The 22,290-nt window shown below is 63.9% G+C and carries 22 protein-coding genes; 15 read left to right on the top strand and 7 right to left on the bottom strand.

Annotated features, from left to right (window positions below; translation table 11 throughout):
- Positions 1 to 22: 22 nt before the first annotated feature.
- From RX329_RS39595 to RX329_RS39605, 3 genes are all read left to right on the top strand, one after another.
- Positions 23 to 835 carry an MBL fold metallo-hydrolase gene (locus RX329_RS39595; protein ID WP_085358033.1) on the top strand — a complete coding sequence of 271 codons (813 nt, stop codon included), beginning with the start codon at positions 23 to 25 and terminating at the stop codon, positions 833 to 835.
- A 62-nt stretch (positions 836 to 897) separates the two neighbouring features.
- Positions 898 to 1,419 (top strand): hypothetical protein, encoded by a 522-nt coding sequence (locus tag RX329_RS39600; protein ID WP_085358035.1) that lies wholly within the window; start codon positions 898 to 900, stop codon positions 1,417 to 1,419.
- Positions 1,420 to 1,535: 116 nt separating this feature from the next.
- Positions 1,536 to 2,585, top strand: coding sequence for an amidohydrolase family protein (locus tag RX329_RS39605; RefSeq protein ID WP_085358037.1), 1,050 nt, complete (start codon positions 1,536 to 1,538; stop codon positions 2,583 to 2,585).
- A gap of 96 nt (positions 2,586 to 2,681) precedes the next feature.
- Here the strand turns inward: RX329_RS39605 and RX329_RS39610 are convergent, their stop codons facing one another.
- Entirely contained in the window at positions 2,682 to 3,137 is a 456-nt protein-coding gene (locus tag RX329_RS39610) for a cupin domain-containing protein (RefSeq protein ID WP_085383886.1), read from the bottom strand.
- Positions 3,138 to 3,371: 234 nt separating this feature from the next.
- Between RX329_RS39610 and RX329_RS39615 the strand changes: the two genes are divergently transcribed.
- Positions 3,372 to 3,764 (top strand): hypothetical protein, encoded by a 393-nt coding sequence (locus RX329_RS39615; RefSeq protein WP_085358041.1) that lies wholly within the window; start codon positions 3,372 to 3,374, stop codon positions 3,762 to 3,764.
- Here RX329_RS39615 and RX329_RS39620 read toward each other — a convergent pair whose 3' ends face one another.
- Positions 3,765 to 5,021, bottom strand: coding sequence for an aminopeptidase (locus tag RX329_RS39620; protein WP_085383885.1), 1,257 nt, complete (start codon positions 5,019 to 5,021; stop codon positions 3,765 to 3,767).
- A 113-nt stretch (positions 5,022 to 5,134) separates the two neighbouring features.
- Positions 5,135 to 6,496 (bottom strand): 3-carboxy-cis,cis-muconate cycloisomerase, encoded by a 1,362-nt coding sequence (gene pcaB, locus RX329_RS39625; RefSeq protein ID WP_085358045.1) that lies wholly within the window; start codon positions 6,494 to 6,496, stop codon positions 5,135 to 5,137.
- Positions 6,497 to 6,916: 420 nt separating this feature from the next.
- Between pcaB and RX329_RS39630 the strand changes: the two genes are divergently transcribed.
- Positions 6,917 to 8,476 (top strand): winged helix-turn-helix domain-containing tetratricopeptide repeat protein, encoded by a 1,560-nt coding sequence (locus RX329_RS39630; protein WP_018458174.1) that lies wholly within the window; start codon positions 6,917 to 6,919, stop codon positions 8,474 to 8,476.
- Between the two features lie 43 nt (positions 8,477 to 8,519).
- On the opposite strand, the gene RX329_RS39635 is transcribed toward RX329_RS39630, so the two are convergent.
- Entirely contained in the window at positions 8,520 to 8,942 is a 423-nt protein-coding gene (locus RX329_RS39635; protein ID WP_085358047.1) for a GFA family protein, read from the bottom strand.
- Between the two features lie 231 nt (positions 8,943 to 9,173).
- The gene (gene mddA / locus RX329_RS39640) at positions 9,174 to 9,959 is read right to left on the bottom strand and encodes a methanethiol S-methyltransferase (protein WP_085358049.1); all 786 of its coding nucleotides are present in this window, start codon (positions 9,957 to 9,959) and stop codon (positions 9,174 to 9,176) included.
- 134 nt (positions 9,960 to 10,093) lie between these two features.
- Between mddA and RX329_RS39645 the strand changes: the two genes are divergently transcribed.
- The 5 genes from RX329_RS39645 (at position 10,094) to RX329_RS39665 (ending at position 16,978) form a co-directional block, all read left to right on the top strand.
- Positions 10,094 to 11,644 (top strand): winged helix-turn-helix domain-containing tetratricopeptide repeat protein, encoded by a 1,551-nt coding sequence (locus tag RX329_RS39645; protein ID WP_026233517.1) that lies wholly within the window; start codon positions 10,094 to 10,096, stop codon positions 11,642 to 11,644.
- 265 nt (positions 11,645 to 11,909) lie between these two features.
- Positions 11,910 to 13,460: an ABC transporter substrate-binding protein gene (locus tag RX329_RS39650; RefSeq protein WP_085358051.1), complete on the top strand. Its 1,551-nt coding sequence runs from the start codon at positions 11,910 to 11,912 to the stop codon at positions 13,458 to 13,460.
- 91 nt (positions 13,461 to 13,551) lie between these two features.
- The gene (locus tag RX329_RS39655; protein WP_085358053.1) at positions 13,552 to 14,523 is read left to right on the top strand and encodes an ABC transporter permease; all 972 of its coding nucleotides are present in this window, start codon (positions 13,552 to 13,554) and stop codon (positions 14,521 to 14,523) included.
- Complete coding sequence (locus RX329_RS39660; RefSeq protein WP_018458168.1) at positions 14,520 to 15,359, top strand: ABC transporter permease; 840 nt, start codon at positions 14,520 to 14,522, stop codon at positions 15,357 to 15,359. The genes RX329_RS39655 and RX329_RS39660 overlap by 4 nt, the downstream gene beginning before the upstream one ends.
- Before the next feature lie 2 nt (positions 15,360 to 15,361).
- Positions 15,362 to 16,978, top strand: coding sequence for an ABC transporter ATP-binding protein (locus RX329_RS39665; RefSeq protein WP_085383884.1), 1,617 nt, complete (start codon positions 15,362 to 15,364; stop codon positions 16,976 to 16,978).
- A gap of 18 nt (positions 16,979 to 16,996) precedes the next feature.
- On the opposite strand, the gene RX329_RS39670 is transcribed toward RX329_RS39665, so the two are convergent.
- A complete protein-coding gene (locus tag RX329_RS39670; protein WP_085358057.1) occupies positions 16,997 to 17,266 on the bottom strand; it encodes a hypothetical protein in 270 nt (89 codons plus the stop codon).
- 345 nt (positions 17,267 to 17,611) lie between these two features.
- On the opposite strand from RX329_RS39670, the gene RX329_RS39675 reads away from it, so the two are divergent.
- A complete protein-coding gene (locus RX329_RS39675) occupies positions 17,612 to 17,776 on the top strand; it encodes a hypothetical protein (protein WP_162847230.1) in 165 nt (54 codons plus the stop codon).
- Complete coding sequence (locus tag RX329_RS39680) at positions 17,773 to 17,982, top strand: hypothetical protein (RefSeq protein WP_007605116.1); 210 nt, start codon at positions 17,773 to 17,775, stop codon at positions 17,980 to 17,982. Before RX329_RS39675 ends, RX329_RS39680 begins: the two co-directional genes overlap by 4 nt.
- Before the next feature lie 135 nt (positions 17,983 to 18,117).
- Here the strand turns inward: RX329_RS39680 and RX329_RS39685 are convergent, their stop codons facing one another.
- Entirely contained in the window at positions 18,118 to 18,408 is a 291-nt protein-coding gene (locus RX329_RS39685) for a hypothetical protein (RefSeq protein WP_018458165.1), read from the bottom strand.
- 207 nt (positions 18,409 to 18,615) lie between these two features.
- Between RX329_RS39685 and RX329_RS39690 the strand changes: the two genes are divergently transcribed.
- The 3 genes from RX329_RS39690 to RX329_RS39700 all read left to right on the top strand — a co-directional run bounded on the left by RX329_RS39690 (position 18,616) and on the right by RX329_RS39700 (position 22,203).
- Complete coding sequence (locus RX329_RS39690; protein WP_027570057.1) at positions 18,616 to 18,936, top strand: hypothetical protein; 321 nt, start codon at positions 18,616 to 18,618, stop codon at positions 18,934 to 18,936.
- Between the two features lie 222 nt (positions 18,937 to 19,158).
- Entirely contained in the window at positions 19,159 to 19,884 is a 726-nt protein-coding gene (locus tag RX329_RS39695; RefSeq protein WP_018458163.1) for an outer membrane protein, read from the top strand.
- 165 nt (positions 19,885 to 20,049) lie between these two features.
- The gene (locus RX329_RS39700; protein WP_018458162.1) at positions 20,050 to 22,203 is read left to right on the top strand and encodes a methyl-accepting chemotaxis protein; all 2,154 of its coding nucleotides are present in this window, start codon (positions 20,050 to 20,052) and stop codon (positions 22,201 to 22,203) included.
- Positions 22,204 to 22,290 lie beyond the last annotated feature (87 nt).

The following is a 22,290-nucleotide window of genomic DNA, read 5'->3' on the forward strand; positions in this document are numbered from 1 at the left end:
TGAAGTCATCGGGGATGGATTCATGCGGCGACTGGTTTCGGCGGCTCTGGCGCTGTTCGGCGCATTCCTCTCACCTGCCACCGCCCAGCAGTCGCAGCGCAGCGAATGCTTGGCGATGGCGAATGCTGCGCCGCGCCTCATGTCCGTCGCGTTCAGGCAGGCGGCTGCTGCGCCCGAGGTCGAGATCACCTATGCCGGCCATTCCACCTATTTCATCGACACGCCCGGCGGCTTACGCATCGCCACCGACTATAGCGGGGCCTACCAGGTGGGCCGGCTGCCCGATGTCGTCACCATGAACCGGGCCCACAGCACGCACTACTCTTTATATCCCGACAAGCGCATTCCTCGTGTGCTGCATGGCTGGGGCGAGGACGGCAAGCCGGCCATCGTGTCGGAGCGCATCGGCGACACCTTCATCCGCAACGTCACGACCGACATCCGCCGCTATTTCGGCGACGATGCCGGCGCCGACATGATCCGTGACGGCAACTCCATCTTCATCTTCGAGGTGGCGGGCCTCTGCATCGGCCATCTCGGCCATCTTCACCACAAGCTCGATGACAGCCACTTCGCCCAGATCGGGCGGCTCGACATCGTGATGGTGCCGATCGACGGCACCTACACCATGTCGCTCGACGGCGTCTCCGAGATCACCAAGCGGCTGCGCGCCTCGGTGGTGCTGCCGATGCACCGCTTCGCCACCCCGCTCGACGATTTCATGCAACGCATCGGCCAGCAGTTCGAGATCGACCGGCGCATGGAACGAAGTTTCCGGATGTCCCGAGATGCGTTGCCGTCGAAGCCGACGGTGATCATCCTCGACGGGGTGTGACGCAATTTTCTCCAAGTCGGCTGCCGGCCGGTCGTGCTGATCTCCCGCAAAGGGAGATCGACATGACCGACTTTGCGAGATTATTGCACGCGGACGGACCGAGCCCCCAGCACGCGGCGGCACTCCAGCTTTATGGCCGCTTCGTCGGCGATTGGGACGCCGAGATCACCGCCCATGGACCCGATGGAACGAAACACACCGCGCCCGGCGAAATCCATTTCGGCTGGGTGCTGGAGGGCCGCGCCGTGCAAGACGTCTGGATCATTCCGCGCCCGGCCGGCATCCCGGCCTTGCCGATCTCCGGCAATTGGTACGGCACGACGCTGCGGGTCTACGATCCGACCATCGATGCCTGGCGGATTTCATGGTTCGATCCCGGCCGCTGCATATTCCGCCAGCAGATCGGCCGTCCACGCGATGCCGACATCGTGCAGGAAGGCACGACCGAAGCTGGCGACCTGACGCGCTGGAGTTTTACGGAAGTCACCGAGGATTTCTTCCACTGGCTCGGCGAGGTCAAGCCGGCCACCGCAACCGATTGGCGGCTGGTGGTCGATGTGAGGGCGAAGCGGCGCAAGGGTTGACGCCGGCGCCGCTGTACCGCGATGACGGGCGCGATTGCGCAACGCGCGTTGGTGCATGCGAGGACGAGGTGCTAGGCTCCCAAAACAAGAAGCATACATCAAGGGAGCGCACGCCGATGGCTGCAAGCGGTTTGCCCGCCAACACGAGCGGGCTATTCGTCGAGCCGCGCGAGGACTGGCTCGCGCTGCATCAGGAGGAGATCATCGATCCCTCACGGCCGATCGTCGATCCCCATCACCATCTCTGGAATCGCGGGCACCGCTATCTGATCGAGGAGATGGCGGCAGATATCGCCTCCGGCCACAACGTCATCGCCACCGTCTATGTCGATTGCCGCTCGATGTATCGCGCGCACGGGCCCGAAGCGTTCCGGCCGGTTGGCGAAGTCGAGTTCGCCAATGGCGTCGCCGCGATGAGCGCCAGCGGCGGTTACGGCAAGGCCGCGATTTGCGCCGGCATCGTCAGCCACGTCAATCTGCTGCTCGGCGATGCCGCACAACCGGTGTTGGAGGCCGAGATCGCGGCGGGCAACGGTCGCTTCCGCGGCATCCGGCATTCCTCGGCCTGGGACCAGGATCCTGCTGTCGCCGGCATGTATGCGAGCCGGCCGCAGGGATTGCTGCAGGACCCGACCTTCCGCAAGGGCTTTGCCTGCCTCGCGCCGCTCAACCTGAGCTTCGACGCCTGGCTGTTCCATCCGCAAATCGGCGAGCTGACCGAGCTCGCCCGCGCATTTCCCGACACCAGGATCGTGCTCGACCATTGCGGCGGCCCGGCCGGAATCGGCCGCTTTGCCGGGCGACGCGAGGAGGTGTTTCCGCAATGGCGCGCCTCGATCCGGGAGATCGCCAAATGCGAGAACGTGGTGGTGAAGCTCGGCGGGCTCGCGATGTGCCTGCTCGGCTACGACTTCCATTTGCGCGCGAGTCCGCCATCATCCAAGGAGCTTGCCGCGGCGTGGCGGCCTTACATCGAAACCTGCATCGAGGCGTTTGGACCCGAGCGCGCGATGTTCGAGAGCAACTTCCCGCCGGACAAGGGCCAGTGCAGCTACCAGGTGATCTTCAACACGTTCAAGCGTATCGCGGCGCCCCTGAGCGAGACCGAGAAGACGGCGTTGTTCTCGCAGACCGCGAGCAATTTCTACCGGCTCGATTTGCCTTAAAGGGATTGGCACCATGACGAGAACAGGGGCCGGGATGTTGATCCCGGCCCCTGTTCCGTCGTGACCGCTGGGAAGCGTCCTTGAACTGTTTGAACTCTAATTTGCGCCCATCAGCGAGGCCGGACGGCGCTCGCCGGTGGCGACGAAGATCTTCTTGAGCTTGTTGACGACGCGGATCAGGAAGCCGATCATCACGGGATTGGTCTTGCGGCAGAAGGCGATCTTCTTGACGTGGCCTTCGACATGCCATTTGGCATGTGCGCCGTCGCGGAAGAAGATGACGTCGCCCGGGCCGTAGCGCTTCGGCGGCATGCCGTCGCTTTCGAGCACGATCGATCCTTCCATGATCATGATCGTCTCGTCGATATCGTAGTACCAGTTGAAGCGCCCTTCGGTGCAGGCCCAGATGATGGTCGAAGCGGTGCCGTCGGCGCTGGTGGACAGGATGTGCGAGCGCGACACCGGATTGCCTTCGATAATCCAGGACGGCTCGATCGGCCGGAGCTCGAGATCTACATTGCAATGACTGTTTTCAATCAATGTGCGCGACATCTGTTTCCTCGGGGGATAAAATATGACCTGCCCGGATCTCGGCCCGGATTGTTCAAAGATGGCGGGAACGCTAGTAGCCGATTTTTAATTCTTTCTTACGGAGGGCCCGACAATCAGCCGCAAGTTGCAGACGCGAAACGGTTAACGTCGCAATTTCCCTGCAATTTCGCGCACATGAACCCTTCTTTTCCGGGGTGCGACAAAGTGCGCGAAGCGTCTGAAGGAGCCCTGCCGATGCCCCTCACCCCGGAGGTTCTCAAAGCTCACGGCGAGGTCGTCGCCTGGCTCGGCAGCCTCGATGTCTCCTTCGCAACCGAAGAGGAGCCCTGGTTCACCGTTGGCGGCATCGAAAGCCCTCGGCAGATCGGCAGTGACCTCCATGAGATGCGGCGGGCGGCGGATGCGCTCGAGGCGACACTCGACGACGAGGACGACGTCAACGAGGCCCGCGAGCAAATCCGCAGGGGCCTCGACCTGCCCGAGGCGAATGATCCGGTCGGTGCGCTCTACGATGCGGTGGCGGCCTCCGACGCCGTCGTGCGGGCCACCGATGGCAGCCCGTTCACGACGTTGTTCAACCGCTTCAGCATCGACAACAGCCCGATGCTGCGCAACCCGGCGGCGTAGTTACTTCGCCCATTCGCCCTTGCGAAACACCGGCACTTTGCTGCCGTCGGCGAGAATGCCGTCGATGTCGGTCTCGGCCGAGCCGATCATCCAGTCGATATGGATCAGGCTCTGGTTGCCGCCTTGCGCGGCGATCTGCTGCGGCGTGAGCTGCGCGCCATTGACGAAGCACTTCGAGTAGCACTGGCCAAGCGCGATGTGCGAGGCAGCGTTCTCGTCGAACAGCGTGTTGTAGAACAACAGTCCGCTCTGCGAGATCGGCGAGGAATGCGGCACCAGGGCCACCTCGCCGAGACGGCGCGCGCCCTCGTCGGTATCGAGCACCTTGTTCAGTACCTCCTCGCCGCGCGAAGCCTTCGCATCGACGATCCTGCCGTCCTCGAAACGCACCGCGATGTTGTCGATCAGCGTGCCCTGGTAGGACAGCGGCTTCGAGCTCACGACATGGCCGTAGACGCGCCGGCAATGCGGCGTGGTGAAGACCTCTTCGGTCGGGATATTGGCGTTGCAGCTGATGCCGTTCTTGGAGAGCGAAGCGCCGCCTTCCCATTCATGGCCGTCGGCGAGCCCGATGGTGAGGTCAGTGCCCGGTCCCGAGTACTGGAGCGCGCGGAAACGCTGGCCGTTGAGCCAGTTGGTGCGCTCGCGCAGCACCGCATTGTGGCTCGCCCAATTGGCCGGCGCGTCGTCGCGATCGACGCGGGACGCCGCGAAGATAGCGTCCGCGAGCTTGCCGATCGCGACCTCTTCAGGATCGTTCGGAAAGACTTGCTTTGCCCAGGATGGGCTTGGATACGCAATGATGTTCCAGTTGGTATCGAAATTGACGATCTTTTCCAGCGCCGGCTGATAGGCCATGGAATTGGCCTTGCTGGCGCGCGCGACCTTGGAAGCATCTTCGCCCGACAGCAGCATCGGATTGTCGCCGACGATGGCGAGACGGGCGGTGTTGTTGGAGAACGCCTTGGCCATGCCCTCGTAGAGCCAGTTGGCGGCGCGATCGAAGCTGTCGTCGTGGCCGTGGCGGTAGCGCGCCAGCGTCATCTCTTCGTCGGAGAGAATGGGCGTCACGATGCCGGCGCCGGCCTTGTAGGCATGCACGGCAATCCGCCGCACCAGCGGCAACGCGATCGCAGGTGCCGTCAAGAGCAGATCCTGGCCCGGCCGCAAGCCCAGGCCCACCTTCACCGCCACCTCGGCCAGCCGGTCGAGCTTCACGGGATCGATGGGAGTGGAGGTGTTGCGTTGATCAGTCATGCCGGGTCCTCTGCCGAACGTCTCTTGCTCAATTTAAGTCTAGCATCGCGAGACACAAGTGCGCGAGTGCCTTGCGACACCCCAAAGATACGCAGTTTCGCGCATTTTGGTTTTCAACGCGTTGCCGATTTCAGCACCCGGTCGACCATGGCGGGAGCAAGGCCGAGGTAATTTTTCGGTGATGTCAGCGCCTCGATCGTGGCACGGTCGATTCTGACAGAGACGCGGGCGTCGGAAGACAGCGCGTCCGCCAGCGTAAGACCTTTCTCATTGGCGAGCCGGCAGGCATCATAGACCACGTCATGGGCCTCCTGCCGTCCGATCTGCGGCGCAAGCCCCATCATGACGGCTTCGGCCACGATCAGACCGCGGCTGACGGCGAGATTCTCGTTCATCTTGCTTTCATCCACGATGAGGCCGGCGAGCGCGAATTTCGCCTGGTGCAACGCGCCGGCGGTCAGCACGAAGCTCTCGGGGATCGCCATCCATTCGGCGTGCCAGGGCCCGGTGGCGCGCTCGAAATCCTGCACCATGGCATCCAGCATGAGGCCGGCATGCTGGCGCACCGCCTTGGACGCCGCGAGCATGAGTTCCGAGGAGATCGGGTTGCGCTTCTGCGGCATGGTCGAGGAAGCGCCGCGTCCCTTGACAAAGGGCTCATAGACCTCGGCGAATTCGGTCGAGGCCATGATCATGATGTCGAGCGCGATCTTGCCGAGCGAGCCGGTGACCAGCGCCAGGAAATTCACGGCCTCGGCAAAACCGTCGCGTGCGACGTGCCAGGTCGAAGCGGGGACGCCGAGCCTCAGTTCGGCGCAGAGCGCTTCCTGCACCTCGAACCCCTTGTCGCCGAGCGAGGCCAGCGTGCCGGCGGCACCGGCGAACTGACCGACCAGGACGCGCGGCTTCAACTCACTGATCCGCTCGGCGTGGCGGTCGAACATCGCGAGCCAGATCGCGGTCTTGTAGCCGAAGGTGACCGGCAGCGCCTGCTGGAGATGGGTGCGGCCCGCCATCGGCGTGTCGCGGTAGCGCCTCGATAGATCGGCGAGGATCTTGCGCAAGCCCGCGATGTCCCGTTCGACGATCTCAAGCCCTGCGCGCAGTTGCAACACCACGGCGGTGTCCATGATGTCCTGCGTGGTCGCACCCCAATGCACATAGCGGCCGGCATCGCCGCATTGCTTCACCATCTGATGCACCAGCGGCAGGATCGGATAGCCGACGACATCGGTCTCCTGCCGCAACAGGTCGAAATCCAGCGCGGCAACGTCGGTCCGCGCGGCGATCTGATCGGCCGCGTCCTGCGGAATCACTCCGCATCTCGCTTCCGCCTTCGCCAGTGCCACCTCGACCTCGGCATAGCGCGCGACCGTCGCGATATCGGAAAACACCTCCCGCATCTGCGGCGTGCCGAAGGCATCGCGGAACAGCATGGAATCGAGCACGGTGGTCGACGCATGAAAAGCGGGCATGAGCGTTTCTTCGTGGTTGGTGTTTTGTGTGAGGGCAGCTTACGCACACGGAACTGTTCGGCAATGGACATTCACTATTCGTCACACATTCGATGCCGTCGCGAAGGCCAGGACAACGTCGGCAGCTGCCGCACGCCATTGCCTCAACACCGTCATTGCGAGGAGCCCTTGCGACGAAGCAATCCACGCTGGCTCCGCGGCGGCAGGCTGGATTGCTCGCAACGACGTGAGGAAATCGCGACAATCCGGCCGAAACGGCTTTATTCTAATCCAGGTTGCATTCCTCCCCGTAAACTGCATGCCTGCCATCACGCGATCGTGGTGAACCGGGCAGGCCCCTCGGCGGACTCACAGACATCAGCCGAAATCCGTTTTGCTTTCATTATTGCCCGATGTTGCCTTGAGGTCTGAGTTTTCGACGTGCAGTTTCTGTTCCGGGATCACCTGCTCGATACCGACTTGCGCGAGCTGAGCCGCGAGCAGGTTCCCGTTGCCGTGGAGCCGCAGGTCTTCGATCTCGTCGTCCACCTCATGGAGAACCGCGATCGGGTGGTCAGCAAGGACGAGCTGATCGACAAGATCTGGCACGGGCGCAGCGTCTCCGAATCCACGCTGACCAGCCGGATCAATGCGGCACGCAAGGCGGTCGGAGACAGCGGCGCGAGCCAGGCGCTGATCCGCACCATCTCACGCAAGGGTTTTCGTTTCGTCGGCGACGTCGAAACCAAGCGTGGGGCAACCGCGCCGGAATCCGATTTCGAAGCGAAGCTTCTACGGGCCCCGCTGCCGCTACCGGACCGCCCCGCGATCGCGGTGCTGCCCTTCACCAACATGAGCGGCGACCGCGAGCAGGATTATTTCTCGGACGGAATCAGCGAGGACATCATCACCGCGCTGTCGAAGCTGCGCTGGTTCTTCGTCATCGCGCGCAACTCCTCCTTCGTCTACAAGGGCCGCGCGGTGCACATGAACGAGGTCGCGCGCGAGCTCGGCGTGCGCTACGTGCTCGAAGGCAGCGTGCGGCGGAGCGGCGATCGCGTGCGTATCTCCGCGCAGCTCAACGACGTCTCGACCGGCAGCCATCTCTGGGCCGAACGCTACGACCGCGAGCTTGCCGACATCTTCGCGGTGCAGGACGAGATCACCGAGGCGATCGTCGCCGCGATCGAGCCGCAGCTCTATACCGCCGAGAGTTTTCGCGCCCAGCAGAAGCCGCCGGGAAGCCTGGATGCCTGGGACCTTGTGATGCGCGCATTGTCGCATTACTGGCGCATCACCCGCGAGGACAATGCCGCCGCGCAAGGACTGCTCGAAGAGGCCGTCGCGCTCGATCCCGCCTATGGCAAGGCACTCGGCCTGCTCGCAACCAGCCACATCTTCGGCGCGCATATGGGCTGGTCCGACATGGCCCCGACCGTGCCGGTCGCCGAGCGCGCCGCGCTCGCGGCGGTGGAGGCCGATCGCGAAGATGCCTGGGCTCATCATGGTCTGGCGTATGCTTATCTATTCCGCCGCCGCTTCGACGACGCGCTGGCGGAGTTCGAACTGGCGCTGAACCTCAATCCGAACTTTGCGATGGCGCACGCCTTCTATGGCGTGACGCTGTGCTACGCGGGACGATGGCAGAACGGCGATGTCGCGGCGCGCCGCGCGCTGCGGCTGAGCCCGCGCGACCCGCTCGCAGCAATCTATTGCGGCGTCGCGGCCTATGCCCGGTTCATCGGCCGCGATTACGAAGGCGCCGCACAGATGGCGCGCGAGTCGATGCGGCAGCGCGCCGATTTCGTCGGCGCGCATCGCGTGCTGACGGCCGCCGCCGGTATGTCAGGGGATTCCGCGCGCGCGGCTTCCGCCTTGGAAGGCTTGCGCCGCGCCCAGCCCGGCATCTCGCTGGCCTGGATCACACGCGAGCTGCCGATGCTGCGGGACGAGGATCGCGAGCATTATCTCGAGGGATTGCGGCGCGCGGGGATGAGGTAGCTAATTTCTCGTCTCCCGCTTGCGGGAGAGGAGAAGGGCGCCGCTACTCCTGCATCATCTCGCCGCTGCCGCCGAATTCGGCCGGGAAATCCTTGAGCTTGGGCAGTCCGTCGCGCATTGGCAGCACCGTCTCGGCGTAATTGACGTGGACGCCTGGTGCAAACGCGAGGGTGGGGATGGTGGCAGTGAAGACGTCGATCAGGCCGAGCGGCGGATGGTTGGTCATGAGATGACCGCCGCACTTCTTGCAATATTTGCGCTGGCTGAGCGGCGTCTTCGCAAAGGTCTCGACATTCTCTGCACCTTCGCTGATGCGCACGGCTTCGGGCTTCCACAGGCTGAAGGCGTTCACGGGACCGGCCGACCACGAGCGGCACGAGCTGCAATGGCAATAGCCCATCGCCTCCGGCGCGCCTGTGACCTCGATCGTGACTGCGCCACAGAAGCAGTTTCCAACATGTTTCATTAGGTCGTCTCCGTTGATGATTGTTCAGATTCCTCTCCCCGCTCCTGTTTGCCGATAACTCGGCAAGAAACGAATGCGGGGGTCGCAGCGAGGTTTGCTCGCACTGATAGCGTCGGGATGAGGGGGATTCACCCCGAGAAACGTTGAAGGTTGCGTCCGGCAAGCTCCGATACGCGCCTCGGCGCCGCCGCGCGTCCTCCTTTCGGGGGACGCGACGGAACGACGCGCAAGCTATACCGACTTGCGCCAGGGAATAAGCATCGACACCCGTTGTTTGTACTGCCGGTACTCGTCGCCGAAGAGATCGATGAGGTCGTGCTCCTCCAGCGCGATGCCGACGAAGATGTAGGCCGTGGTCACGGCGGCGAACAGCAGATGGCCCGCGGTCATGACCGGCGCCGCCCAGAACGCGATGATGAAGCCGAGATAGATCGGATGACGGACGAATTTGTAGAGCAGCGGCGTCTTGAAACGCGGCGGCGACGCCTCCTTGCCGACGAGATGATTGGTCACCTGATGCAAGCCGAACAACTCGAAGTGATTGATGATGAATGTCGAGGTGAACACCAGGACCCAGCCCACCAGCGACAGCGTGACGATCGTCACAGCAAGATCCGGGTTCGCGACGTCCCATACGACCCTGGGCAGCGGACGCCACTGCCAGAACAGGAGGAGCAATGACAGGCTCGCAAACAGCACATAGGTGCTGCGCTCGACCGGCTTGGGGACGTACTGCGTCCACCAGGCCTTGAATTGCCGGCGCGCCATTACGCTGTGCTGGACCGCAAACAGGGCCATCAGGAGCAGATTGATGATGATGGCCTCGGCCACGGGCGTGTCGGTCCCGGTATCGATGGTCTTCGGCACCACCAGCCCCATGACGAAACCGATGGCGTAGAGAATGGTGATGAAAAACACGAGATACGCCGCAATTCCGTACAGAAAGGCGATGAACTTGAAAATGCGTGAGCCCGCAACCGGGCCGATAGGATGAACCTGATGATCAATTTGGGTCATAAACAGCTCCGTTGTGCCAAAACGCCGGCACTTCATTGGTCGCTGCACCATGCCGCACCGGAGGTCCCAAGACTTTCGCGGACGGTTGATTTTCGCCTGAGACGACTTTGATTTTTGCTTGAGACGACAAAAACGTGCGATTTTGCTTTGAAAACAACGTGCTCGACGGCGACCTGCGGGAACTCACTTGCAGCGGAGCCGCTGTGCCGTTGCAGCCGCAGGTGTTCGATCTCCTGCTCTATCTGGTGGCGCAGCGCACGCGTGTGGTCAGCAAGGATGACCTGATCAGCCAGATCTGGAGCGATCGGATCATCTCGGATTCCGCCCTGAACAGCCGGATCAACGCCGCCCGCAAGGCGCTCGGCGACGATGGCGCAAGCCAGCGGCTGATCAAGACCATTCCGCGCAAGGGTTTTCGTTTCGTCGGCGAAGTCCGGGAAGAAGTGGCAGCCACGACTGCGCCCGCGCAGCCCGTCGCTGCCCTGCCGCGCGTCCTGACGGACCGTCCGGCGGTCGCGGTGCTCGCTTTCGAGAACATGAGCGGCGATCCCGCACAGGACTATTTCGGCGACGGCATCAGCGAGGACATCCTCACCGCGCTGTCGAAGCAGCGCTGGTTCATGGTGATCGCCCGCAACTCGTCCTTTACCTACAAGGGGCGCGCGGTCCACATCCGGCAGATTGCCGAGGAACTGGGCGTCCGCTACGTCGTCGAAGGCAGCGTGCGCAAGTCGGACAACCGGGTGCGCATCACCGCGCAGCTCAACGACGCCACGACGGGCAGCCATCTCTGGGCCGAGCGCTACGACCGCGAGCTGGTCGACGTGTTCGCCGTGCAGGACGAGATCACGAATGCGATCGCTGCGGCGATCGAGCCGCAGATCCATGCGGCGGAAAGTTTTCGCGCCCATCGCAAGCCCCCCGCGAGCCTGGATGCCTGGGATCTCCTGATGCGGGCGCTGTCGCATTACTGGCGCGTGACGCGGCGGGATCACGAGACCGCACGGGCGCTGCTGGAACGCGCGGTGGGGATCGACCCGAACTACGGCCAGGCGCTGTCGGTGCTCGCGGCGAACCACATGTTCGGCGTGCATCTCGGCTGGGCCGAGCTTGCCATGGTGGCGCCAGCGGCGGAAGCCGCCGCGCTCGCCGCGGTGCGCTGCGACCATGAGGATGCCTGGGCGCACGCCGCGCTCGGCAGCGTCTACTTCTCGACGCGAAGACTCGCGGACGCACTGTCCGAGTTCGAGCAGGCGCTCGCACTCAATCCGAACTTCTCGCTGGCGCAGGGCTATTACGCACTGGCGCTGTCCTATGCCGGGCGGCCGAAGGATTCATTCGAGGCAGCGCAGAGGGCAATGCGGCTGTCGCCGCGCGATCCATCCCTGGCGATCTATCACGGCATCGCCGGCTATGCCCGCTTCACCGAGCGGCGCTATGCCGAGGCCATCGCGCTCGCGCGCGAGGCAATCCGCCATCGCGGCGATCTCACCGGCGCCTACCGCGTGCTCGCGGTTTCTGCCGGCATGACCGGAGACGGCGTGCTTGGGGAGATGGCGCTGGGCGAGCTCCGCCGCACCCAGCCCAACATCTCGCTGCACTGGATTTCGACGCAATTGCCATGGGCCAATGAGGCCGACCGCGAGCACTATCTGGAAGGATTCCGGCGGGCGGGCTTGCGCTAGACGATCCTCACGCCGGGTCCGCGTCGCGCTTGCGGCGCAGATGGACGGATCGCGCGGCGCGGCGGCGCCGGCTTGGCCGCCAAACACCATAACAGGACGCGCTGTACATTTTTTGTGCGAACATTGTCGAGACTTTCATCTTGCGGCGCCGAATGAGACCGTGTGAGCCTCGATCCCGGATGGGGACTGGGATGGGCCGGCCGTAGCTTTGCGCGCCACGACGTGCGAAGCGTTTGCGGCTGGTCTCGCTTGAGAAAGATACGACATGTCAAAACGAGTGTTGCTTGGTGTCCTCCTGGCTTGCGGCCTCGCGGCCCCCGCGCTGGCGCAAGAGCCGAAGGCGGGTGGAGCGATCAATGCCGTGATTCAGCCCGAGCCGCCCGGCCTGATGCTGGCGATGGTCCAGAACGGCCCGGTGCAGATGGTGTCGGGCAACATTTTCGAAGGCCTGCTTCGCTACAGCCCCAAGCTCGAACCGCAGCCGGAGCTCGCCGAGAGCTGGAGCGTCAGCGAGGACGCAAAAACCTACACATTCAAGCTCAGGAAGGGCGTGACCTGGCATGACGGCAAGCCCTTCACCGCCGCCGACGTGCTGTTCTCGCTCGAGATGCTGAAACAGACGCATGCGCGCGCTCGCAACAACCTCGCGCAGGTCGACAAGGTCGAGGCCCCCGACGACTACACGGTGGTGTTCACGCTGAAGCAGCCGTTCGGTCCGTTCCTGGGCATCTTCGAGGTCGGCTCGATGCCGATGGTGCCGAAGCATCTCTATGAAAGCACCGACTGGAAGACCAATCCCTACAACAACGCCCCAGTCGGCACCGGCCCCTTCATGTTCAAGGAATGGCAGAAAGGCTCCTTCATCCGCCTGGTCAAGAACCCGAACTATTACGAGAAGGGCAAGCCCTATCTCGACGAGATCTACTGGCAGATCATTCCCGATGCCGCGGCGCGCTCGGTGGCGTATGAGACCGGCAAGGTCGACGTGCTGCCCGGCGGCTCGGTCGAGAATTTCGACGTGCCCCGGCTCTCCAAGCTGAAGGACACCTGCGTCACCGGCGCCGGCTGGGAGTTCTTCTCGCCGCTGGCCTGGCTGTGGCTCAACAACCGGCAGGGTCCGCTCGCCGACAAGCGGGTGCGGCAGGCGGTCATGTTTGCGATCGACCGCGAGTTCGCCAAGGACGTGATCTGGAACGGGCTCGGCAAGGTCGCAACCGGCCCGTCGGCCTCGACCATCAAATACTACACCGACGACGTGCCGAAATACCCTTACGATCCCGCCAAGGCCAAGGCGCTGCTGAAGGAAGCCGGCTACAAGGGCGAGAAGATCCGCCTTCTGCCGCTCGCCTATGGCGAGACCTGGCAGCGCTGGGGTGAAGCCGTGAAGCAGAACCTCCAGGACGTCGGCATGAACATCGAGACCATCGCCACCGACGTCGCCGGCGGCAACCAGAAGATCGGCGACTGGGACTACGACATCGCCTTCACCTACCTCTACCAGTACGGCGACCCCGCGCTCGGCGTCGGCCGCAATTACGTCTCCAGCGCGATTGCCAAGGGCCAGGTGTTCAACAACGTCGAGGGTTACTCCAACGCTGAGATCGACAAGCTGTTCGCCGAGGGCGCGGTGGCAACGCCGGACTCCAAGCGCAAGGAGATCTACGAGAAGGCGCAGAAGATCCTGGTCGAGGACGTGCCGGTGGCCTGGATGCTCGAGCTGCAATTCCCGACCATCATGCGCTGCAAGGTCAAGAACCTGATCACCACCGGGATCGGAGTCAACGACGGCTTCAAGGATGCATGGCTGGACAAGTGAGAGCTGCCGCCGTCACCTCTCCCCGCTCGCGGGGAGAGGGGATCGCTCCATCTCTGTCGCTCCAGGTCACATCACCGATATGATCCTCTAGATGCTCTCCTTTGTCGCTCAGCGTGTCGCGAAGGGCGTGATCGTCCTGCTTGCGATCGTCGTCCTCAATTTCTTCCTGATCCGGCTCGCGCCCGGCGATCCCGCCGTCGTGATGGCGGGCGAGGCCGGCGCCAGCGACCAGATCTTCGTCCAGCAGCTCAGGGAGAAGTTCGGCCTGGACAAGCCGATGCCCGAGCAGCTCTTCATCTACGTCAAGGGCATTGCTACCCTCGACCTCGGCTTCTCCTTCCGCCAGCAGGCACCGGTCGCGAAGCTGATCGGCGAGCGGCTGCCCGCGACATTGCTGCTGACGCTGACGGCGTTTGCGATCTCGCTCGTGCTCGGCGTTCTCTTCGGCACCTTCGCCGCGCGCTTTGCCGGAACCTTTCTCGACACCGCGATCACCGTCTTCGCCCTGATATTCTACGCAATGCCGATCTTCTGGGTGGCGCTGATGGGCATCCTGCTGTTTTCGGTCACCATGGATTGGCTGCCGAGCTTCGGCTACGAGACCGTCGGCGCCAACCTTTCCGGCCCTGCCCATGTGGTCGACGTCGCAAGGCACCTGATCATGCCGGCGATGACGCTCGGCCTGTTCTTCATGGCGACCTACACCCGCATGACGCGCGCCTCGATGCTGGAGGTGAAGCGTCTCGACTTCGTCAAGACCGCGCGCGCCAAAGGCCTGTCCGACGCCGTGATCCAGCGTCGCCACGTCCTGCGCAATGCGCTGCTCCCCGTCGTGACGCTCGCCGGCGTCCACTCCGGCACCCTGATCGGCGGCGCCGTCATCACCGAGACCGTGTTCGCCTGGCCCGGCATCGGACGCCTGATGTACGACGCCCTGCTCCAGCGCGACTACAATCTGCTGCTCGGGGTCTTCGTGATCTGCTCCGCCATGGTCCTGATCTTCAACCTCATTACCGACCTGGTCTATCGCCTGGTCGACCCGCGCATCGAATTCACCACATGAAACAGTTCTGGAAATCGATGTTGAGGAGCCCGAGCGGCGTCATCGGGCTCATCATCCTGCTCCTTGCGATCTCAGTCGCCTTGTTCGGTCCGATGCTGTTCCCGAACTCGCCCTGGCGCATGGTGCAGCGGCCGTTCCTGCCGCCGTTCACGCTCGCGACCGTGCCGCTCGGCACCGATGCACTCGGCCGCGACGTGTTCGCCGGCATGATCTTCGGCGCACGCGTCTCGCTGCTCGTCGGCATGGTCTCCACCCTGGTGGCGCTGGTCGTCGGCGTTCCGATCGGCGCCATGGCCGGCTATTTCGGCGGCAGGGTCGACGACGCCCTGATGCGTTTCACCGAGTTCTTCCAAACCATTCCGAGCTTTGCGCTCGCGATCGTCCTGGTCGCGATCCTGCAGCCCTCGATCTATTCGATCGTCGCCTCGATCGCGCTGGTAAGCTGGCCGCCGGTCGCGCGCCTCGTCCGCGGCGAGGTGCTGTCGTTGCGCACGCGGGAGTACGTCCAGGCCGCGGTGGTCACGGGCCAGAGCAACACCTGGATCATCCTGCGCGAAATCCTGCCGAACACGCTGTCGCCGGTGATCGTGCTGGCTTCGCTGATGGTGGCGACCGCGATCCTGCTGGAATCCTCGCTGGCGTTCCTCGGCCTCGGCGATCCCAATCTGATCTCCTGGGGCTACATGGTCGGTGCCGGCCGCACCGTGATCCGCCAGGCCTGGTGGATCACCGTGTTTCCCGGCGTCGCGATCCTGATCTCGGTGCTCGGGCTCAATTTGATCGGCGAAGGCCTCAACGACGCGCTCAATCCGCGGCTGTCGCGGGAGGGCCGCTGATCATGACCGCACCGCCCGCCGTCTCCGTCAAGAATCTGCGGATCGCATTGCCCAAGGGCGCCGAGCGTCCCTTCGCGGTCGACGGCATCTCGCTCGATTTGCGGCCCGGCAAGATCGTTTGCGTGGTCGGCGAATCCGGCTCCGGCAAGTCGATGTGCGCGCATGCGCTGATGGGCCTGTTGCCGGACACGGTCACCGTCACCTCCGGCGAGATCCAGTTCGAAGGACGCGACCTGCTCAAACTCGGCGACGAATGCTGGCGCGATCTGCGCGGCCGCCGGCTTGCGATGATTTTTCAGGAACCGATGACCGCGCTCAATCCGTTGATGCGGATCGGCGACCAGATGGCGGAGATGTTCGAGGCGCACGGGCTGCTCACGCCGAGGGAGCGGCGCGCAAAGGCGCTATCGCTGGCGCGCGAAGTCGGCCTCCCCGACCCCGAGCGCATCGTGCGCGCCTATCCGCACCAGCTCTCCGGCGGCCAGCGCCAGCGCGCCATGATCGCGATGGCGCTCGCGCTCGAACCGGCGGTGCTGGTTGCGGACGAGCCGACCACCGCGCTCGACGTCACCACGCAAGCGCAGATCCTGAAACTGATCCGCAACCTCCAGCGCAATCGCAACATGGCGGTGATGTTCATCACCCATGATTTCGGCGTGGTCGCCGACATCGCCGACCAAGTCGTGGTGTTGCGCCATGGCAAGGTGGTCGAGGAAGGCCCCGCCTCGGCGGTCTTCAACGCGCCGCAGCACGACTACACCAAGGCGCTGCTCGCCGCCGTGCCCTCGATGGACCCACCCGCCCGCAGCCCCCTGGACGACCAGGCCAAGGCGGTCGAGGTGATCGGACTGGACAAGACCTACGTCACCTCGGGCGGCTGGTTTCGCGAGGACCGCCGCGTCGATGCCGCGCGCGGGGTTAATTTCAATATCCTCAAGGGCGAGACGCTCGGCCTAGTCGGCGAATCCGGTTCTGGCAAATCGTCGGTGGCCCGCCTTGTGATGCGGCTGATCGAGGCCGACCGCGGCACCGTGAGGATCGGCGAGACCGATCTCACAAAGCTCGCGGGCAAGGCGCTACGCGCCGAGCGCCCTCGCATCCAGATGATCTTCCAGGATCCGTTCGCTTCGCTCAATCCGCGCCGCAAGGTCGGTCATATCATCGCCGACGGCCCGATCGCGGCCGGCACCGATCCGAAAGTGGCGTTCGACCGCGCCCGCGATCTCCTCAAGATGGTCGGGCTCGATGCCGGCGCGCTCGAACGCTATCCGCATGAATTCTCCGGCGGCCAGCGCCAGCGCATCGGCATTGCGCGCGCGCTCGCGCTCGAGCCCGAGATCATCGTCGCGGACGAGGCCGTCTCCGCGCTCGACGTCTCCGTGCAGGCGCAGGTCCTGAGGCTGCTCGAAGACCTCAAGGCCCGCCTCGGCCTCTCGATGCTGTTCATCACCCACGACCTGCGGGTCGCAGCGCAAATCTGCGACCGCATCGCCGTGATGCAGCGCGGCGTCATCGTCGAGCTGAAGCCGACCGCGCAGCTGTTCGCCGCGCCCGAGCATGCCTATACACGCGAATTGCTCGCAGCAGTCCCGGGGCAGAGAGAGCGCGCGCCGGCGTAAGTCAGCCGACGGCGGTTTCTACTTCGTTCGAGGATTCGTGTTGTTCCAGGTGGGGACTGAGTTTGTTACTCCGACGGAGGGCTGGTTGGACGTTCCGATCGACGGCGCCGTCACGGTCCCGACGGTCTGCCCGGAACTTCCGATGGTCCCTTGCTGTACCGGCGCTCCGGTGCGTCCGCTCGTGCTGCTTGGTGTAGCCGTCCCCGATGTTTGTGCGTTTGCAGCAAGTGGCGCGGCGGCCAATCCGAGAGCAATAAGTGCAGCAATGGTGCGTTTTGTTCTTGTCATGGCTGATCCTTTCGGGCGCGGTCTCTCAATCGCAATGCCGTTCGTCGAGGCGCCCGTGCACTGACTGACCTTACAACTCCACGCGCGAGAAAATGTGCCGCAGTGCCATCATCCCGTGGGCTCAACTCTTCATCACGATGCTACGAAGCGGTCCCCGCCGAACGGATGCGCCGTGCCATCGGCGCATCGCTGAAGGTACCCCGTTCCACCTCAGGAACGGAATAGTCACGGGCTTTTTATCCCTCGTGACCGCCCGCACGGCTGCAAAGCCGAGGCCGGGACCCCACATCCAGATGAAATGATTTCCATCATGTGATGATGGATTGAGCATCTATTGGAGCCGACATGGGCCAGGTTATTGAGTTTGTCTCGAAATCCGAGCGCGAGCGCATTCGCCTCATCCAGGAAGCGCGCGCGATCTACGACAGCATCTTCCCGCCGGCTGATCCGGTGAGCGAACGATCGAGTGGAGCCTCCGCGCGTCGCAGCGACGGAGGCAACCTCGCGTGATCAAGATCATTGCCGTGCTCTGCAACCTCGCCTCTCCAGCGAACTGTCATGAGCAGACCGTCACCACATCCGACTTCGCCGACGTCTCGATGCAATCGTGCCTGATGGGCGCGCCGCAGCTCGCCGAATGGATGAACCAGCATCCGGCCGAGCGCCTCGCCGGCTGGCGCTGCGTGATCGGCCAACAGGCCGGGCGGGGAATTTAGGATCGGACGGGCTCTCCCTGAACGATCCGCAATGTCTGGTCCACCGCCATGATCATTGCTGGTCGCACTTTATCATCTTCTTTGGCCTTGCGACCGTCACAGGGTGACCGGCATTGGCTCGCCGGATAGGCGCGCCTACCTGACCGGCGGGTTGGTGTTGCTCCAGGTCGGGACTGCGTTGGTCACGCCGACCGACGGCCAGTTATACGTACCGACCGACGGCGCCGTGACCGTCCCGACCGACTGTCCGCTCGACCCGTAGGCTCTGGGCTGTGCTGCCAACGATCCGGCGCTCCCATAGCTCGGAGCCACCACGCCGGTGCTGTAAGCTCGGCTTGACCGGTGCTTCTTGGCCTCAGCCGCGATCGGCGCGGCAAGCAACCCGACGGTGACTAGGGCGGCAATGGCGGGTTTGATGCTTGTCATGGCTGATCCCTTCGTTCGCTGCGGGCCCCTTGCCATCTGTTCATTCAGCCGCGGATTTCCATAGGCAGCCGTTCATAACTCCGTGCGCGGGCGGAGGCGCCGGGGAGCGGTCGCACGACTAGCACGCCCGCTCGCGTGCCTCGCCTTCGGATGGACCCGAATCAGCGCTAGTGCATTCACCTCATCGACTTCGTGTATTGAGGCGACATGACCGGTCCCGAACTGAAGCAACTCCGCAACGATCTCTCGGAGGTCCTCGAGCGCAAGCTTACCGCGGCCGACATGGCCCGGCTTTGCGGATTGCCGGAGAAGGGCGGCGCCGACACCATCCGGCGCTGGGAAGTGAGCGGCCCGACACCGTCGGCGACCAAGGTGCTGCGCGTGCTCGCGATGGCGAGCGAGCGCTATCCGATCCTGGAGAAGTTCGACGTCTTCGATCGTCATGACGTGCGCGAGGAAGACCGGCCCGCAAAGCGCGCTGCATTCCGCGAACAGATGCGCGATGAGGCGCGGCGCCGTCTTGGTTAATGAGATGCGCGCGCAAGTTAGCCTGATAACGCCGAGTTAAGCTTTCCTTCAGCACTTCTTAAGCCGACATTAAGCACAAAAATCGTTTACAGCCCAATAAGTTACGTTGGCTGCCGCTGTGCCATGGATGTGACAGCATTTTCGTCAAAAGCGAGCTATCTGCAAACCAACGACGGCGCGGAAAGCGCGACTGCCGGGGACTTAAGTGTTGGAGTTTGGACTATGAAGAAGATTCTGTTTGCGACCGTTGCGCTGCTCGTGGTGGGCGCTGCCGCACCGGCGGTCGGTGCCGATCTCGGTAACCGCAACTATTATAAGGCGCCCGCGCCCGCCTATGCCGCCCCGATTTACAACTGGACCGGCTTCTATATCGGCGGCCATGTCGGCGGCGCGTTCTCCAGCGACAACAATTTCAGCGGCCTCTCCACCGGCAATAACGGCAACGGCCGTTTCCTCGGCGGTCTGCAGGCCGGTGCGGACTGGCAGTTCAACCCGAACTTCGTTGTCGGCGTCGAAGGCCAGTATTCCTGGCTCTCCGGCAGCGTCGGCGCGGTGTTCCCAGCCGGCGTCGCCTACACCAACGACCAGCGCGGTCTCGGCTCGATCACCGGCCGCGTCGGCTACACCTGGGGTCCGGGCCTGCTCTACGTGAAGGGCGGCTACGCCTATTCCGACAACAACGAGAAGGTGACCGTCGGCGGCGTGCCGACCGGCTTCATCATCAGCGGCGACCACCGCAACGGCTACACCGTCGGCGCCGGCCTCGAATACATGTTCGCGCCGAACTGGTCAGCCAAGGCCGAGTACCAGTACTACAATTTCGGCGACGCCCACTTCACCGCGGGCCCGCTGGCGGGAACCGGCAACTTCACCACCGACGACCACACCATCAAGGCGGGCGTCAACTACCGCTTCAACTGGGCCAACTCGGCGGTCGCGCGCTACTGAACGGTTATCAAAGCCTTATCATGATGAAGGCCCGGCATCGTTGCCGGCCCTTCTTTTTTCGCTGTGCGGAACGCAACGCAACCAATTGAGCAACTTGCGATTTTTTAACCTGCCCCGAGGATACTCCGCCGCGAAAACATAAAGATCATGCGTGGGGGAATTTCGATGGCGATCCGTCTGGGCCTTGGCCGTTTGCTTGGTGGTATCCGGCCTCGTTTCAAAATGCCGACATGGGGCGTGCGCGGCAGCCTGTTCACGGCCTTCGCAGTGATCGCGGGCATGGGTCTCGTGATCGCGGCCGGCGCCGGCTTCGTCTTCAACCATCTCGGCAGCACTATGATGGACCTGAGCGGCCGCGATATCCCCCGCCTTTCCGCAAGCCTTCAACTCGCATCGCAAAGCGCAACGCTCGCGGCGCAGGGGCCGGGCCTGCTGGCGTCGCCGTCCGACGAGGCGCTGAACGAACGCACCAAGAAGGTGCAGGAGATCCAGCAGCTTGCCATGGCCAAGCTTGGCGAGATCATCGAGCTCGGCGCCGACAAGCAGATCGCAACCGCGTTGCGCGACACCGCCAAGAGCATCGACGAGGCGACCCAGAGCCTGGTGTCAGCCGCGCGCGAGCGGCTCGATACCGGCGCGCTGCATGACAAGCAATATGAAGCACTCCGCAAGGCGCAGCTCACCTTCGTCGGTGCGGCCGGTCCTGCCATGCTGGATGCGCAGACGCGTCTGAACGCGATCCTCGGTGCGGCGGAAGTTTCCGCTGACGATGCCACCGAAGCCGCCCGCACCGTCTCCCAGGTCGCGACCATCTCCGCCAACGGCAATCTGATGGCCGCCGACATGATGGCGGCGCTGTCGGCCAACAACAGCGATACGCTGGAGGCGATCGAGAAGGAGTTCAAGGCGACGCGCGACCGTGTCAAGTCGAACCTCGAGGACCTGCCGAACATGGCCTCGATGCAAGCGGTGCGCGACACCGTGCAAAAGCTGTTCGCCTTCGGCGAAGGCAAGTCCGGCGTGTTCAAGATCCGCCAGAAGGAGCTCGACGCCATCGACTACGGCCAGACCATCCTGGACGAGACCCGCAAGCTCAATGTCGGCCTCGGCATCAGCGTGCAGCAGCTGGTCGAGGGTGTGCAGAAGGAGACCAACGCGTCGACCTTCCAGGCGCGGCAGGAGATCTCGCTCGCGACCACCGCGATGCTGGCGCTCGGCGCACTGACGCTGGTCGGCTCGGCGCTGTTCGTCTGGCTCTATGTCGGCCGCAACATCCTGCGCCGCATTCGCGAGCTTCAACGCGCCATGCAGTTGCTCTCGGCCGGCGACCTTGACACCGAGATCGTCCGCTCCCGGCAGAACGACGAGATCGGCGCGATGAAGGAAACGCTGACGGTGTTCCGCGACAGCATGATCGAAGCCCGGGCGCTTGCGAGCGAGCAGGACAGGGATCGCATCGCCAAGGCCGAGCGTGCGGCGCAGATGGAGGCGAAGATCGCCGGGTTCGAGAGTACGGTGCGCTCCGCACTCGACAATCTCGCGCAGTCGGCCAATTCGATGCAATCGACCGCGCAGAGCATGTCGACCACGGCAGACCAGTCCAATGCGCTGGTGAACGCGGTTGCCTCCGCAGCCGAAGAGACCTCGGTCAACGTGCAGACCGTATCGTCAGGCACCGAGCAGCTCTCGTCCTCGATCGAGGAAATCAGCAAGCAGGTCGTCACCTCGGCCGCGATCGCCAGGAAGGCGGTCGACGAAGCGGGCGCGACCGACGCCACCGTGCAGAGCCTCGCCGACAGCGCGAGCCGCATCAGCGTGGTGGTCGACCTGATTCAGACCATCGCCTCGCAGACCAATCTGCTGGCGCTCAACGCCACCATCGAGGCGGCGCGCGCGGGCGAAGCCGGCCGCGGCTTCGCGGTGGTCGCCTCCGAGGTGAAGAGCCTCGCGAGCCAGACCGCCAAGGCCACGGAGGAGATCCGTAGCCAGATCGCCAGCATGCAGTCAGTGACGACGTCGGCGGTCGGCGCCATCCAGGGCATCGGCCGGATCATCGGCGAGATCAACGACGTCACTACGACGATCGCCGCCGCCGTCGAGGAACAGGGCGCGGCGACACGCGAGATCGCCCGCAACATCCAGCATGCGGCCGGTGGCACCAGCGAGGTTTCCAGCAACATCGTCGGCGTCTCCACGGCTTCGGCGGAAGCCGGCGCAGCGGCGAACGAAGTGCTCGGCGCCTCCGACGCGCTCCGCCGCGAAGCCGACATGCTGCGCGGAGAGATCGACGCGTTCCTCAACAACATGCGGGCTGCGTAAGGCGCCGTTCCGTAGCCCGGAATGACCGCTATGCAGGCCGCGCCAGCGTTCTTTTTCGGCTGGCGCGCCGTGACGGGCGGGTTTAAG

This window comes from Bradyrhizobium sp. BWC-3-1 (assembly GCF_032917965.1).
Lineage (GTDB): Bacteria > Pseudomonadota > Alphaproteobacteria > Rhizobiales > Xanthobacteraceae > Bradyrhizobium > Bradyrhizobium canariense_D.